The organism is Algoriphagus marinus (assembly GCF_001936475.1).
In the GTDB taxonomy this organism is placed as follows: Bacteria; Bacteroidota; Bacteroidia; order Cytophagales; family Cyclobacteriaceae; genus Algoriphagus; species Algoriphagus marinus.
The window spans coordinates 82,973-99,177 of the sequence record NZ_MSPQ01000015.1; the positions used below are offsets into that span (position 1 = coordinate 82,973).

13 protein-coding genes and 1 other RNA gene are annotated in these 16,205 nt (G+C 38.3%); 8 read left to right on the forward strand and 6 right to left on the reverse strand.

Annotation, left to right across the window (positions count from 1 at the left end; genetic code table 11):
* The first annotated feature begins 2 nt into the window (after window positions 1–2).
* Window positions 3–737: a sugar isomerase domain-containing protein gene (locus BVC88_RS19145; protein WP_083639170.1), complete on the forward strand. Its 735-nt coding sequence runs from the start codon at window positions 3–5 to the stop codon at window positions 735–737.
* 230 nt (window positions 738–967) lie between these two features.
* Window positions 968–3,202, forward strand: a complete 2,235-nt coding sequence (locus BVC88_RS19150) for a TPR end-of-group domain-containing protein (protein WP_075352343.1) — start codon at window positions 968–970, stop codon at window positions 3,200–3,202.
* A 204-nt stretch (window positions 3,203–3,406) separates the two neighbouring features.
* Here the strand turns inward: BVC88_RS19150 and BVC88_RS19155 are convergent, their stop codons facing one another.
* Window positions 3,407–4,627 carry a S8 family serine peptidase gene (locus BVC88_RS19155; RefSeq protein WP_075352344.1) on the reverse strand — a complete coding sequence of 407 codons (1,221 nt, stop codon included), beginning with the start codon at window positions 4,625–4,627 and terminating at the stop codon, window positions 3,407–3,409.
* Between the two features lie 94 nt (window positions 4,628–4,721).
* Window positions 4,722–5,603, reverse strand: coding sequence for a PPK2 family polyphosphate kinase (locus BVC88_RS19160; RefSeq protein WP_075352345.1), 882 nt, complete (start codon window positions 5,601–5,603; stop codon window positions 4,722–4,724).
* 109 nt (window positions 5,604–5,712) lie between these two features.
* Between BVC88_RS19160 and BVC88_RS19165 the strand changes: the two genes are divergently transcribed.
* The 3 genes from BVC88_RS19165 (at window position 5,713) to BVC88_RS19175 (ending at window position 8,496) form a co-directional block, all read left to right on the forward strand.
* On the forward strand, window positions 5,713–6,858 hold the full coding sequence (locus tag BVC88_RS19165; protein ID WP_075352346.1) for an acyltransferase family protein: 1,146 nt from the start codon (window positions 5,713–5,715) through the stop codon (window positions 6,856–6,858).
* A 78-nt stretch (window positions 6,859–6,936) separates the two neighbouring features.
* The gene (locus tag BVC88_RS19170) at window positions 6,937–7,929 is read left to right on the forward strand and encodes an endonuclease/exonuclease/phosphatase family protein (RefSeq protein WP_075352347.1); all 993 of its coding nucleotides are present in this window, start codon (window positions 6,937–6,939) and stop codon (window positions 7,927–7,929) included.
* Between the two features lie 12 nt (window positions 7,930–7,941).
* Window positions 7,942–8,496 (forward strand): DUF4287 domain-containing protein, encoded by a 555-nt coding sequence (locus BVC88_RS19175; protein ID WP_075352348.1) that lies wholly within the window; start codon window positions 7,942–7,944, stop codon window positions 8,494–8,496.
* Window positions 8,497–8,499: 3 nt separating this feature from the next.
* Here BVC88_RS19175 and BVC88_RS19180 read toward each other — a convergent pair whose 3' ends face one another.
* Both BVC88_RS19180 and BVC88_RS19185 read right to left on the reverse strand, forming a co-directional pair.
* Window positions 8,500–9,066, reverse strand: a complete 567-nt coding sequence (locus tag BVC88_RS19180; RefSeq protein ID WP_075352349.1) for a DUF3109 family protein — start codon at window positions 9,064–9,066, stop codon at window positions 8,500–8,502.
* A gap of 50 nt (window positions 9,067–9,116) precedes the next feature.
* A complete protein-coding gene (locus BVC88_RS19185) occupies window positions 9,117–9,590 on the reverse strand; it encodes a DUF4442 domain-containing protein (RefSeq protein ID WP_075352350.1) in 474 nt (157 codons plus the stop codon).
* Between the two features lie 223 nt (window positions 9,591–9,813).
* Between BVC88_RS19185 and rnpB the strand changes: the two genes are divergently transcribed.
* An RNA gene (gene rnpB, locus BVC88_RS19190) (RNase P RNA component class A) lies at window positions 9,814–10,227 on the forward strand.
* 17 nt (window positions 10,228–10,244) lie between these two features.
* The gene (locus BVC88_RS19195; protein WP_075352351.1) at window positions 10,245–11,402 is read left to right on the forward strand and encodes a sigma-54-dependent transcriptional regulator; all 1,158 of its coding nucleotides are present in this window, start codon (window positions 10,245–10,247) and stop codon (window positions 11,400–11,402) included.
* Window positions 11,403–11,585: 183 nt separating this feature from the next.
* On the opposite strand, the gene BVC88_RS19200 is transcribed toward BVC88_RS19195, so the two are convergent.
* Window positions 11,586–12,581, reverse strand: a complete 996-nt coding sequence (locus BVC88_RS19200) for an acyl-CoA synthetase family protein (protein ID WP_075352352.1) — start codon at window positions 12,579–12,581, stop codon at window positions 11,586–11,588.
* A gap of 67 nt (window positions 12,582–12,648) precedes the next feature.
* Here BVC88_RS19200 and BVC88_RS19205 point away from each other — a divergent pair, with 67 nt between their 5' ends.
* A complete protein-coding gene (locus tag BVC88_RS19205) occupies window positions 12,649–13,317 on the forward strand; it encodes a hypothetical protein (protein ID WP_075352353.1) in 669 nt (222 codons plus the stop codon).
* 45 nt (window positions 13,318–13,362) lie between these two features.
* On the opposite strand, the gene BVC88_RS19210 is transcribed toward BVC88_RS19205, so the two are convergent.
* Entirely contained in the window at window positions 13,363–15,777 is a 2,415-nt protein-coding gene (locus tag BVC88_RS19210; protein ID WP_075352354.1) for an alpha-ketoacid dehydrogenase subunit alpha/beta, read from the reverse strand.
* Window positions 15,778–16,205 lie beyond the last annotated feature (428 nt).

Sequence of the window (16,205 nt, forward strand, 5' to 3'; positions counted from 1 at the left end):
TAATGGAAGCCTACCGACGCTATTTTAGAACCATCTCGGAAAAACTAAAAGCAGCATTTGATCAGAAGGCGAAAATCGAACTGGCAGCAGTTTGGATAGCTGATTCTATTGAAAAAAATGGTTGGATTTTCACCTCAGGTACTGGACATTCACATCTTTTAGCAGAAGAGATTTTCTATCGTGCCGGGGGATTTGCAAGAATAATACCTATTCTGGATCCTGCTTTGATGCTCCATGAAAATGCTTCCAAAAGTACCGAAGTAGAACGAATGGAAGGTTATGCCGCAAAACTTCTTTCAGAATATAAATTTGGCGCATCCGACATTTTTATCATAAGCTCAAATTCAGGTAGAAATCCTGTCTCAATCGAAATGGCTCAGATTGCAAAAGCTGCCGGAGCAAAAGTAATCTGTCTTACAAATCTTAAACATACCAAAGCTGTTGAGTCAAGACATTCGTCTGGATTGAAGCTTTTTGAGGTCAGCGATCTATTTTTGGATAATTTTGGGGAGATAGGCGATGCGAGCATTTCTATAAATGATTTACCAACAAAGGTTGGAGCTACTTCGACAGTCGTAGGATCCGCAATCGTTCAGGCGATAATGGTTCAAGCTACTGAGGAGCTGGTTAATCGAGGATTTCGACCGGAGCTCTTCAGCAGTTCGAATTCAGATGAAGGAGAAGAAATAAACACTGTATTGACTGAAAAATACAAAGCTTTAAAAAAATCCATTTAGCAGTTCTAAAACTTGCTAATTTTTAACGTTTTAAAGATTTCAAATTAGAAAAGATTAAAATAATCCAAATTCACTTCGTGATAAATTCGAGATTAAAAATTGTTTGTTCTATTTTAACCTTTGAATAGGTATTATTTTGAATACCTTCTCATAAAAGCAGAACAAATAGCAAGACCAAGCCACAAATAACTATTCTAATTGACTAGAGCAATCCCAATTAGTTTTTGTATATGAATCAACCCCTTAAGAGACAACTTTCGGTCGTATTTTTCTCAGATATTGTTGGCTATACACTCTTGATGGGAAAGGACGAGGACAGAGCCTTCGAGCTGATGAAAAAGAACGTTTCTTTTCACCAGCAAATATTTGAAAAGTACAATGGCCGCCTTATCAAGGAACTTGGAGATGGAATTTTAGCTGTGTTTGAAACTGCGGAGGATGCCTTGAACGCAAGTCTCGAGATTCAAAACCTTTGGCATGATGATTCAGAAGTTAAACTTAGAATAGGGCTTCATTCTGGAGAAATTATTTTTGAAAATAATGATGTCTTCGGGGATGCAGTAAATGTGGCCTCAAGAATACAAAGCATCGGCGTGCCTTCCTGCATTTTATTTTCGAAGGAAGTTTTGCTCCTAATTAAGGATAAACAAGCATTTCCAAGCATTAATCTGGGATATTTTGATCTAAAGAATGTTGCTCGTAAACTTGAGCTGTATGCCTTGACAAATGAAATTCTAGCTATTCCAAAGCGCCAGGAAATGATCCGAACAGTCAAATTTCAAGAGCGGAAGCCTTGGAAATATTGGGTAGGAATCGTGGCACTGATAGGAGTGATAGGTTTTTTGATTTGGACAATCCTTCTCAATCCCACTAATCCCTGGGAAAAAGATAAATCAGTTGCAGTTCTTCCCCTGAAAAATCTGAATGCCGATCCAACAAAAGAGTACTTCAGCGATGGTCTAACAGAGGACATCATTACGCAACTTTCCAAAATAAACTCCTTGAGAGTAATTTCAAGATCTAGTACAGTCTTGTATAAAAATTCTCAAGAGAGTAATGCTGAAATCGCTTTTTCTCTTGGAGTCAGCACCTTATTGGAAGGAAGCGTGCAATGGGCTGGAGAAAAAATTCGGATCAGAGTTCAACTTATTGATGTAAATTCAAATCAAGCCCTTTGGGCAGAAACATTCGATTTAGATCAGATTGACGATCTCTTTGAGATTCAATCCACTATAGCTGAAGAAATCGCAGCAAAGTTGAAAGCAAATGTGACTTTGGATGAAATAAATCAGTTAAAAAAGAGGCCAACTGAAAGTTTTGAGGCCTACGAGGAATACCTTAAAGGCAGAGAGCTTTACTATGAATATGAATTACCTGAGAATTTTGAAGCCATCGCAAACTTCAAAAAGGCAATAGAGATTGATGAAGATTTCGCTTTGGCTTGGGCTGGTTTAGCAGATGCTTATGCTCAGATGGAAGGAGCTTTTTATCAAGGAACCGTTTGGATTGATTCTGCTTTGAATGCTGGAAAAATTGCAGTTGAAAAGGATCCTCGTCTAGCTGAACCTTTCAAAGCGCTCGGAATTGCCTACTATTATAATAATCAATATGACTTAGCCACAGAAAATCTGGCAAAGGCAGTTGAGATCAGTAATAATCATGCCCAGGCTGTGGGTAATCTTGCTACCGTTTACTTTGTTTCAGGCCAATTAGACAAGTCTTTGGCTCTTCAGCGAAAAGCTGCTGGCTTAAACCCAAGAAGTTTTATACCATTCCAAATTCTTGGATGGAACTATAGACTTTTAGAAAATCAGAAAGAAGCTCAAATCTGGCTTCGCAAATCTATAACTATAAAACCATCCTATGATACTTACGAACAATTGGGACTTAGCTTTCTAGCTGAGAAAAAAATGGATAGTGTAGCTGCGCAGATACCTAAAATAATTTCTTTGGAAAAAGACAACCCTTATACTTACCAATCTGCGGGGATTTTAGCATTCTTAAAAGGTGATTTTAAGCTAGCTAAAAGTTTATTTGAGGATGCTATGGAGATGAAGCCAAATTGGGATTCTGACCCCTATTTCAGTACCCCTGTCTTTTTGGCTTATCTTCTAAAAAAAGATATGGGATTCCTCAGAGGTGATGAAGGAGAAACTTTAGCACCACAGGATTTAATTGATCGCAAATTAGCTAACTACATAGAGGTATTATCAGGAGATGAATTAGATAAGGATTTTGCCTTTTTTGCAGCTGCACTGGAAGCGCTACAAGGAGACAATCAAGAAGCTTTAAATTATCTAAAAAAGGCAAAAGAATTAAATTTTCAGGATTACATCATGATCGAAAACAATCCACTTTTTACAAGCTTAAATTCAAATCCGGATTTCAATCTCTTTCTGGCAAATATCAAAGGAGAAATCAGAGTGATGGCTCTTAATTCTTGGGCAAGTTCCCCTATCAAATAGACCTATTTTAATTCAAAAAAGAGGCTCAATTGAAAATCAATTGAGCCTCTTGAATGAAATTTAAGAATATCGAAATACCTATCACAAAGAAAAGATTGAGATTCTAAAGTGGCCGCTTAGATCAGTGGTTAAAATACAGCTGACCTAAGCAGTTTAGAATTTATGATTGAGGAAATCTTCAACCCTAATTATGAAAAATATTTCCTATCTCACTTTAGGAATATTATAACTTCTTCCACTGCAATTAATAGATGAGGAAATTACTGGATTACCTTCCGTAGCCAGCATTATGCCTGCAAATAAAGCACATGACATGGATGTGCCTGATAGAACAGCATACTCATTAGTAGGGTAAGTAGAGAAAATATTGTCTCCAGGAACAACCCAATTTACATTTGGACCAAAATTGGAGAATTCAGAGCATCCAATTGTACCATCTGCACAACTGGAATCTATCGAACCTATTGTGAAAATATTAGGTCCGGAAATACAACCAGGCGAATTCTGCATCGCATCTCCCTCATCGTTTCCTGCAGACATCACCACATAAATTCCTAAATCTGCAACATGCTCAATTGCTTGCTTAAGTTGTGGGTTAGAATTTTCACAATTAGCAATTTTATAACTTCCTAGGCTCATCATCACTACGTCACCTTTGATCCCATACTTGCTAATATGATCCAATGCAGCAATTATATCTGACCAAAATCCTTCCCCATTACTATCCAGCACTTTTAGGGAAATCAGATTAGCGCCTGCAGCAACTCCACTCATTCTGAAGCTACTTGGGTTTCCTTTTCCGTCGGCTGCTGCTATTCCTGCCACATGGGTTCCGTGACCGGCTCCATCCTCAAGTGGCTTAGAATCTATAAATGATTTACTATACTTTTTATCAACTTTCAAATCCTTGTGGCTACCATCAATACCAGAATCTATTACCCATATTGAACTTTTTACACTGCCATTGATTTTTACAGGACCACCTGATTGGTCAATTGCACAACTAGTACCCAAATCGATATCATAGCCATAATCTACCTGCATCCTTGGTCTAGATTGCATTCTAGGGCGACTTTGCATCCTTGGTTTACTCTGCATCTTAAAATCCTCCAAAACAGACTCTACCTCCGAATCAGCTTGTAAGGCTTGCCTTTGTGCATCTGTCAATTCTGCTATAAACCCAACTTCTGCATCAGCAAAGGATTTAAGTATTTTATTAACTCCTTTACTGCTAGCTATTCGATCCACTTTTTCAAGTTTATCTTTTCTTGGGCCTTTTTGACGATCGTTATTCGCATCACGATCTCCTGTCTCGACTCTACCTTCAGAAAGTGGCTTGTCTTTAAGTTTGACAACATATCTTTTTTGGGCCTCTACTGAACCAAAAAGAAAAACTGCTAAAAAAAGAAAGAATAATTTTCTCATAGAACACTTTATTTTGTTTAAAAATTTGAATTAAAACTCTATATAAGTATAATTTTTATCTTAAAATAATACAAAATGAGTTTTAAACACCTTACTAATTCTCTTGCTTTAATTGCTCTTTGTACATAGGAATATCTTTTTTGATCGATTCACTCAATTCCGGATATGCGATATCTGTATACTTACTAACTTCTTCTAGGATCGTTTTTGCCACCAAAACACGAGCTGTTTCTTTATTATCGGCAGGAATAATATACCAAGGAGCACCAGACTTTGATGTTCTGTTGATGGCCTCTTCATAATATTTTTGATAATCTTCCCAATGTGATCTTTCTTTCAGATCACCGGGGGAGAATTTCCAATTGTGCTTAGGCTTATCAAGCCTTCTCAGCAGCCTGGCACCCTGTTCTTTTTTGCTTAGATGGAGAAAAAACTTGAGAATGATGATTCCGTTTTGTTGAATATGTTTTTCAAAATTAATTATCGAATCAAAACGGTTTTCCCAAAATTCAGGAGTGATATCATCCGTTGAATTGATTCCTGGGATATTTTCGTTCAAAATATATTCTGGATGCACTCGAGTCACTAACACATTTTCATAATGAGTTCGATTGAAAACAGTATATTTTCCTCGCTCAGGAAGGGCAATATAATGCCTCCATAAATAATCATGTTCCAATTCATGCGAAGAAGGAGTTTTGAAACTTTCAATCACTACTCCTCTTGGGTTAAATTCCTTGAATACTTCACGAATCAAGCTATCCTTTCCAGCAGTATCCATTCCCTGTAAACAGATCAGGACACTATATTTATCGTGCGCATACATGATGTCCTGATGGTCACTTAATGCCTCTCGGTATTTATTAAGCACTTTATCTTTTTTCTTTTCAGAACATTCCAAATCAATGAACGTCGGAAGTTCATTCAGTTTTATAGATTCAGTAACCTTTAGCGATTCAACAGGGATATTTTTCATAAATAATAATTTCAATAAGACAAAGTCAGAGGCATTAAGCAAAAAACAATATAATGTTTTATCTTAAAGCGCTAAGATTAATCACCCAAAATAAGCCCAGAAAGAGTCTATGACACCATCCTCTATCCAATCTCCAATGAGTAATCGCTATTTAGCACTTGATGTGCTTCGCGGAATGACCATTGCTTTTATGATTATCGTGAATACACCTGGAAGCTGGTCCAATTTATATGGCCCCTTAGCACACGCCTCCTGGCACGGATTTACTATGACTGATCTTGTTTTTCCTACTTTCCTATTTGTGGTCGGTAATGCGATGAGCTTTGCAATGAAACGACTGGGTGAAATGTCAGCAGGAGATTTCTTCAAAAAAGTAGGGAAAAGAACAGTTTTGATTTTCTTGATTGGATGGCTATTAAATGCATTTCCATTTTATGAAATTACAGAATCTGGAAGCATGACTTTTATCAATCTTGGTGAAGTCAGACTTTTCGGAGTTTTACAACGTATTGCCTTAGCTTATTTCTTCGGAGCATTGGTCTTATACTTAGGTGGTCCAAAACTAGGATGGATCTTTTCTGGAATTGCCCTTCTAGCCTATTGGGGTCTAATGTATTTTTTTGGAGATCCAGGAGACCCTTATGGTCTGGAAGGCAATGCTGCTATCAAACTTGATCTGGCGGTAATTGGAGCTGACCGAATGTATACCGGTGAAGGCATCCCTTTTGATCCAGAAGGGATTTTAAGCACGCTTCCTTCAATTGTAAATGTTATTGCAGGATATCTGGCAGGAATCTTTATCCAAAAGAATGGTAACAACTTCAAAACTGTCCGGACTCTATTAATTTGGTCAATTGGTCTGGTTATTCTCAGCTATGTCTGGGACATTGTATTTCCCATCAACAAAAAAATCTGGACAAGTTCCTATGTGCTTCATACAGTAGGCCGCGACTTATTAATTTTAGCAGTTTTAATCTGGTTTATAGAGATTCGAAACTGGAAAGGATGGACCTATTTCTTTGAGGTTTTTGGTAGAAATCCTTTGATTCTCTACGTAGCCTCAGGAATTGTAATTTCAATTTTCTCTATGATTCCTATAGGTGATACTTCTCTTAAAGGAGCCATTTATTCTAATCTCTTCTCGAATTGGCTAAGCCCAAAGCTAGCTTCCTTTCTATTTGCGATTAGTTACATGTTACTCATCTGGGTAATCGGTTACTGGATGGATCGAAAAAAAGTTTACATAAAAGTGTAAACCTATTTCTTTGTTAGCCAGCATTTTCCAAATCTTTAATTAAATTAAAAGTGTTTTTTAATTTAATTAAAGATTTTTATGAAACTGAAAATTGCTGTATACAATGTCGAATGGATGCGAAATCTATTCGAAACTGATGGGACACCGACTACCACTGGCAAAGACGGGGAGCGTAGTAAGCAACTGGCAGAAGTAATAGATGCCATGGATCCTGATTTTATGGGAATAGTCGAAGGTCCCAACACGTTAGTAAGTGGCGCTAAAACTGCCTCAGCGCAATTGGAAGCTTGGACTCAGCATTTTATCCCTTCAAAAGCTTATAAAGGAATCCATGGTTTCCCATCGGCCGGTCAGCAGGAGCTTTCCGCAATTTATAAACCAGATAAGCTAAAAGTTCTTTTCACACCAGTCACAGAAAATGGAAAGCGGTTTGACGAACCTTTCTTAGTAGATACTACTAATCGGCTGATCAAAGAGCAATACGAACACTACAGGCCTCCTTTGGAACTTAGTCTTCTAACACCTGACGGCCAATTTATCTCCAGAGTAATCGTGGCGCACACCAAATCCAAAGGGATTTTTGACATGGTAGATTATGCGAGATTCGAGCAGATATCTGCTCGAGATCGATTGAAACTATTTGCCGAATGCATGTCTATCCGAGATAGATGTGACACTTATCTAAAAAAAGGGCAACAAGTCATGGTAATGGGCGATATCAACGATGGATTTGACTTGGATTTCTACGAAAACAAATTCAGCAAAAGCGCTGTGGAAATTTTACTTGGAGATACTTGGAGTCCTGAATTGATTTTAAAATCCGTTCTCCCAAAACCAAGACTGGGTTCCTATGGATACACTCCCAATTCAAGTAGATATAAAGACCGGATTACAGGCGACCAAATCAATGTCTTAATAGATCATATATTAGCCAGTCAAGGGCTAAATTTTTCTAATGGAAAAGTTTGGAACCCCTACTTGGAAAAAGATGATCCAACCATTCAGAATCTACGAACTCAACTGCTTAATGCATCAGATCATTTTCCAGTGATGGTAGAAATAGAAATTTAAAACTCAACAACTATGGAAGATGCTGCACAAACCATGATTTCCAATTTGGAAAAGAACTATGGAAAAACATTGGAGCAATGGATTCAAATCGTAAACAAAGAAGGATTTGAAAAGCATGGAGAAATCATGAAATTTCTAAAAGAAAACCATGGATTCACCCATGGTTTTGCGAATCTAGTTGCGCACAAAACCTTAAAAAGTGATGCAGGTTCAGCTCCAGATGTGAATGATCTCATCGACAAACAATATAAAGGAAAGGAGCACTTTCTTCCCATTTATGAAAAACTAAAAGCCGAAATTGAGGAGTTTGGAGATGATATTGAATTTGCACCTAAAAATTCCTATGTCAGCGTGAAGCGCAAAAAGCAATTTGCCATGCTTATTCCAGCTACCAAAGCCCGCTATGAAATTGGGATAAATTTAAAAGGACAAGAACCTAAAGGGATTTTAGAGATTGACACAAAAACCAATGGCATGTGCAGTCATAAAATTCACCTAACTGAAATCAGTGATGTAAATTCTGAGGTCATTGACTGGATCAAAAAAGCTTACGAAAGTGCAGGCTAGTAATTATTTACCTTCAATTTCAGCCACCAATTCTTCATACCAAGCTTCCCCGTACTTTCTGACAAGTGCATCTTTGAGAAACTTGTAGATCGGAACTTTCAAGCTAGAACCCAGCTGACAGGCTGGATCACAGATATGCCAACGATCGTAATTCAAAGCATCAAAATCATCGTATTTCTTAACCCGAATCGGATACATATGACAGGAAATCGGTTTTTTATAGTCGATTTTACCAGCTAGATAAGCTTGCTCTATCCCGCATTTAAGAATTCCTCTTTCATCGTATAAAGCATAAGCACATTCTCGATTGTCTCCTATCGTTGGAGTGCCTTTATCCCCATCTTTGTCAATCACCCAAGTACCTTGTTTTTCAATAGCGGCTCTCCCCTCCTCAGTTATAAAGTCTTTTACTATGGGATAAATCTCCTCGAGGATTTTAGTTTCCTCATCTTCTAATGGTGCACCTGCATCACCTTCTACGCAGCATGCCCCTTTGCATGCCTCCAAATCACAGACGAAAAAGTTTTCTTTAATATCATCTGACAGTACCGCATTTCCCACTAAAATCATATTGCAATTATTTTGATCTCAAAGGTAGTCAATGCTTCGAAAAGATCGAATCAGGACTTTCGATAATCCTTCCTGCGCACGTAAACTCCTTTCTTCAGACTGGCTATGAGTAAACCTGCCTCATCTCTTACTTCACAAGGAAATTCAAATACATATTTCCCTTTTTCATCTACTACTTTTTTGACTTCTTCGACTTCCGAAGGAGAAAGCTTAAACTCTGCGAATACTGTTCCTTTGCCGGGTTTTTGAAAATCAATTGACGCATATTTATCCCAGACGATGTACTCATCACCCAACTGAATCATTAAAATAAACATGAAAAATGGGTCGCACATAGAATAAAGAGATCCTCCAAAAGCAGTACCAAGAAGATTTCTATTGTACCAGGTCAGTTTAAGTCTGGTTCGGAATCTTGAAAAATCCGGAGCAAACTCAACCACTTTTATTCCTGCAAAAAGATAGGGTGGATAGAAATTAATCGAGCGTATTAGCTTCCGGAATTTCTTCTGTTTTGATTTATCCATGGCAAAAGATAAGTGATTCGGGATAAAAAAAGAACCGCCCCAATTAAGGAGCGGTTCAACCCAGCACTATGAAGAAAAGCTATTAATAGCCTTTGGCATTAAGAACATGACCAAGTATAAAATGTTTTTAAAAAAGTAATCTTTTTAAGTTTTTTTAAACAGAAGTTAAATTCTTCGATAAATTTTAAAAAAATGATCTCAGATAAAATGACTTATTTTGCATTGTGCAAGTCGTCTTGCCGCTGTCCCAATCCCGATATCGGGAAGGGAGGGAGGAAAGTCCGGGCAACACAGAGCACCATACTTCCTAACGGGAAGGGGGTAGACTGGTGACGGTCTGTTCACAGCTAGTGCCACAGAAAATATACCGCCTTTCGCAAGAAAGGTAAGGGTGAAAAGGTGGAGTAAGAGCCCACCGCCCTGTCAGTGATGACGGGGGCATGGCAAACCTTATGGGTTGAAAGATCAAATAGGCCTCGGGCAAAGCGCTGCTCGTGCGATTCGCTCCTGATTTCGGTCAGGATCACGATTCCGAGGTGGGTAGATCGATGGATCCCGATTGTGAAGTCGGGACTAGATAAATGGCAAGATTTCGCTTTTGCGAAAACAGAACCCGGCTTATAGACTTGCACTTTTTTACCTTATATTGAACTCATGTCAAAAATTCTGATCATTGATGACGAGAAAGTCATCAGAGCTACTTTACGGGAAATCTTAGAATATGAAAAATTCATAATCTCTGAGGCAAAAGACGGTGAGGAAGGTCTCGCCAAAATCAAAGAGGAGGATTTTGATCTGGTCCTTTGTGATGTGAAAATGCCCAAAATGGATGGAATTGAGGTTTTGGAACAGGCAAAAGCCTTAGATAAATCTCCCCAATTCATCATGATCTCAGCTCATGGCAGCATTGAAACTGCTGTAGAGGCCACAAAAAAAGGAGCTTTTGATTTTATTCCAAAGCCCCCTGATTTGAACCGATTACTATTGACCGTGCGGAATGCGCTCGATAAAAAAGAATTGGTACAGGAGACAAAGGTGCTTAAGAAAAAGCTTTCAAAGAAGTTTGACATGGTCGGCGAATCCAAGCCTATTCAGCTTGTCAAAGAAACTATTGAGAAAGTCGCCCCTACAGACGCACGAGTCTTGATTACCGGGCCCAATGGAACAGGAAAAGAGCTCGTTGCGCATTGGATTCATCAGAAAAGCAACCGGGTTTCAGAACCTTTTGTTGCTGTAAACTGTGCAGCAATTCCTTCAGAACTTATCGAAAGTGAACTTTTTGGACATGAGAAAGGCGCATTTACTTCAGCTCATAAGCTGAGACAAGGGAAATTTGAGCAGGCTCAAGGCGGAACGCTTTTCCTAGATGAAATCGGCGATATGTCTCTTTCTGCGCAATCAAAAGTACTACGTGCACTTCAAGAAAACCTGATCAATAGAGTCGGAAGCGATAAGGACATCAAAGTAGATGTACGTGTCCTTGCAGCTACAAATAAGGATCTGAAAAAGGAAATAGAAGAGAATAGATTTAGGGAAGATTTATATCACAGATTAAGCGTAATCTTAATTCAGGTACCTGCACTAAAAGACCGGAAAGACGATATTCCGTTGCTGGTAGAAAAGTTTTTGGAGGATATCGCGCAGGAAAGTGGAGATGCCAAAAAAGAAATAAGCAAAGCAGCAATGGCTAAACTTCAGGAATTTCCCTGGACTGGAAATATTCGAGAACTCCGAAATGTAGTCGAAAGACTTGTGATTTTAGGAGAACAGGAAATTAGCCTAGAGGATATAAAAAAATATGCTGACTATTAAGTCAGCATATTTTTAGCTATTTGCTTTTTGTGCTGTTGGGGCTTTGGCATAAGCCGGGCATGGTTTGCTGGAAGCACATGCTCCCAATGCTAAAATCCCAATCAATAATGCAGCCGTTGCTAATTTTTTCATGATATAGTTTTTGATCTTTTCAAATATGTCTAATTAATTTTAAGATAGCAATTACTGAACCAACAAGTTGCAACCTCTAATTTCGCTGCTATCAAATCTCCCCAACACTTCAAGTTTTCCATCTGCATCTATTTTGCCTAAATCCTGAGTTTCGATAAAACTACAGGAATGGAAATTTGCCAAATCTATAATATTAATACCTCCTTGAGATTTTTGAGAAATAGAAAGCGGATCATTTGCATCCCGAAGAATAACGCGCATGGAATATGGCATCGTATATTTCCCATCACCTTTTGAATAAGATTGGGACATCAACTCGGTCATACCATACTCCGAGTGAATTTTATCTTTGTAAAAGTAGGCCCTTAGACGATCATGGACTTCCTCTCGGATCATTTCCTTTCTCTTGCCTTTCATACCTCCAGTTTCCATGACAATCAAATCTTCAGAATCAGATAACTTAAGACCTGATTCGGCTAAATCCAATAACGCGAAAGTAACTCCCAGCAACAAAATCTTTTTTCCATTACCGCTTAGGAAATTGATTTTATTGACAAGCTCTTTATGGTTGTACAAATAGAATCCAGAATGAATTGAACCTGATTCTTTGATAAAGTGATCTGCCATACTCACGAGACTACTCCCCTTTCGCTCAAGATAAGCCGGAAGCAAAGCTAGAATATGGAAACTCTGAAGAGGACCATAAGATGCCTCAAATAAATCTTGGGAATGTTTTCTATACCAGGCTTCAGACCAATAAAAATGCTTGCTGGTTATCATTCCTGTAGTACCGCTGGATGAGAAAAAACCCTCATAATTTTCTCTGGGAAAAGAAATGACTTCTAAATCTTTAAAAAATTGAATTGGAAGAAATGGAATATCAGATACTTTTTTGATTTCATTTGGCACTATTCCTCTTGCTTGGAGATAGGCTGAATATACCGGATTGTTAGAGGCTTGAAATTGAAAAATGTCCAAAGCCATCTCATCAAATCCATCTTGAGATAAATTCTTTAGCTTTTCAGAAAAACTTTTAAAATCCTGCATCGTTTCATATTTTGCATCAATCGAAGTAAAATTGATGTTACTTTGAATGTAAATTTACTTTCGCCTTATGCGTTTCAAAAACTATTCAGGGATTATCTTTTTGTTTGTAGCTGCTACAGGTTGTATACGTCCGCCTGACAACTTCCCAACTGTTCCTTCAATCACCTTCGAATCATTGGAATACGTACCAACATCCGGACCGGATTCGTTGATTATAGGAATTGATTTTAAAGATGCAGAGGGTGATTTAGGTTTAGAGGCTACGGATATCAACCCTCCTTTCAACGCGGTAAACTATCAGCGTGATGCGGCAGGGAATTTGATCACCTATAGCAAAAGACCAATTGAAGCCCCTAATTATAATCCCATAGATTGGATCATTGATCCAGTGGTAAATAATCAAGTCGTAAGAGATACCGTCTGGGTCAAGCAAAACCCTAATCAATTCAATATTTTTGTTCGGTTTTTCATCAAGAGAAATGGAACATTTACGGAATTCAGATGGCAGGACCCTCCTTTTTTCACCACGTTCAATGGAAGATTCCCAAGAATATTAACCACTGAGGAAGGACAATCCATTGAGGGCAATATTAAGTATGCAATGCTTTCATCAGGTTGGGAGGCTATATTCAGAAATGACACCATCCGAGTCGACGTAGAGATCCAAGATCGAGCACTAAATCGAAGTAATCAGATTTCAAGCGAGGAAGTTACCCTAAGGCAAATTACCCGGTAACATCAAAAAAAAAGACTATTTAAGAATAGTCTTTTTTTTTGATCTCTAAATCCCAGGAAACTTCTTTGGATCCACTTCATGCATCATCGCATATACTTTTTCTACCACATCATCCACGCTAGGCTTAGAGAAATAATCGCCATCTGATGAATAAGCTGGACGATGCGCTTTTCCAGTAATCGTCTGTGGCTCGGAATCCAAATATTTGAAAGCTTCTTGTCCCTCGATAACTTGTTGTAGCATAAATGCAGATGCACCACCTGGAACATCCTCATCTGCAAAAATCACTCTATTGGTCTTCTTAACGGAGTCTCCAATTACTCCATGAATATCAAATGGAAGTAAAGTCTGCACGTCGATAACTTCAACATCAATTCCTATTTCAGCTAGTTCGGTAGCAGCTTCCAGAATGATTCGACACATGGAGCCATAGGTCACTATAGTCAGATCTTTACCGGTTTTCAAAATCTCTGGTTTACCCATAGGAACAGTAAACTCACCTAGGTTGCTAGGCATTTTTTCTTTCAGTCGGTATCCATTAAGACATTCGATTACTAAAGCAGGTTCGTCTGAGTTGAGCAACGTGGCGTACATTCCAGCTGCTTGTGTCATATCTCTTGGCACGCAAATCACCATACCACGAAGGGAGGATAAGATCATACCCATTGGAGAACCGGAATGCCAAACGCCTTCCAATCTGTGTCCTCTTGTACGGACGATAAGAGGTGCCTTTTGACCTCCTTTAGTTCGGTATTGGAGACAAGCCAAATCATCTGACAACATCTGTAATCCATAAAGGAGATAATCCAAATATTGAATCTCAGCAATTGGACGTAATCCTCTCAATGCCGTACCGATTCCTTGACCAATGATGGTGCACTCTCTGATACCTGTATCAGCTACTCGATTCGCTCCATATTTTGCCTGAAGGCCCGCAAAAGCTTGATTAACATCACCGATCTTTCCTACATCTTCTCCAAAAGCAAAAAATTCAGGATTTTTCTCCAATGTATAATCAAAGAAAGCCTGCAAAATTTCCCTTCCATCTACCAAAGGAGATTTCTCGGTAAACTCCGGTAAAATCTCTTCAACTGAACCCACATTCCATTGCGATTGACTATAGAGATGCGAATTATATCTGTCAAAGTTCAAACTAGTTTGCTTTTCATACCAAGACTTCAAACCAGCTTTTGTAGACGGAGAATCCGATCGCAACATTAATAAGACCTTCCTAACAGCGGAAATAACATCTTTACGGATAGGATTGATTGTCTTGGAAAGTTCATGAGCTATCTGGTTCAGTACAACTTTTCTAGTACTGTTTTCCGCAGCTTCATTGATTAATCTCACTGCTTCGGCAAGCTCAGTTTTAATCTCTCCTGAGAAACTAGCCCAAGCGGCTTCTTTCTCTTTTTTAGCTTGTGCTTTTGCTTCCGCTTCGATTGCTTCTAGAGTATCTGCAGTAGCTATCTGATTGGATAAAATGTACTCTCTAAATTTATTGATACAATCCCATTCCTTCTCCCACTTTAATCGTTCTTCAGTCTTATAGCGCTCATGAGATCCGGAAGTAGAATGTCCTTGTGGCTGTGTCAACTCTTCCACATGAATCAAAACCGGTACATGTGAAACTCGTGCTAATTCTCCAGCTTTTAGATAGGCATTTAAAAGCGCCTCATAATCCCAACCTTTGACACGGATGATCTCAATTCCAGCTTGAGAATCAGTTCTTGCAAAGCCCTCTAAAACTTCTGAAATACTGCCTTTGGTTGTATGAAATTCTTTGGGCACTGAGATACCGTAACCATCATCCCATACAGAGACAACCATTGGTACCTGCATTACTCCTGCGGCATTGATTGACTCAAAAAACATCCCTTCGGAAGTAGAAGCATTTCCAATAGTACCCCAAGCGACTTCGTTTCCATTAATAGAAAACTGATTCAAGTCCTTTAAGCCTTTATTTTCACGATAGATTTTGGAGGCATAAGCCAAGCCTAAAAGTTTTGGCATTTGTGCAGCTGTTGGAGAAACATCAGCAGCTGAATTATACATTTCAGTAAGATTTTTCCAACTCCCGTCTTCATTAAGCGAACGAGTTGCAAAATGACCATTCATCAATCTACCCCCACTTGCAGGCTCAGCTTCTACATCTGTATGAGCGTAGAGTTGAGCAAAATACTCGCTCACATTCAATTCGCCCAATGCCATCATAAAAGTCTGGTCGCGATAATAGCCAGCTCTGAAATCACCTATTTGGAAAGCTCTTGCCATGGCTATCTGAGCTAGTTCTTTCCCATCACCAAATATTCCAAACTTTGCCTTTCCCATAAAGACTTCTTTTCTTCCAATTAAGGAGGCATGCCGACTTAACATTGCCAAACGGAAATCAGCAAGGACAACGTCTGCAGTTAGATCGGGTGATAATGAAGTTTTAGGGACTGATTGAATTTTTGACATGATCTTATTAATCTATCGTTATTTTTGGGTTGAGGCAATTTCGTGAATTTACCTCTTTCCAAAAATAGCCAAATCTTATTTTTTTACAAATTTCATTAATATAATTTATCAATCAAAAATTCGGAATGAAATGCATAATCGATAATCATTTAGAATTTTATTTCGAAAAAATAAAAATTACAATCGAATTAATTGAGAATTTGATAATTGATCCTTTTCGTTAAATAAGTTTTTTTACGAAAATAAATTTGCAAAATTATCCTTGCTTAAAATTTATATTTTGAAATATTCTTAATCCTCAGTGATTTTAACGGTAGAAAGTTTCGAAAAACCAAATATTTCGAAATCACACCAAATACTATTTTCTTTCTGACTTTTCAGTTTGTTTTTGCTTCTTATCTTTGCGGCATTATTCACTTCATCTAACG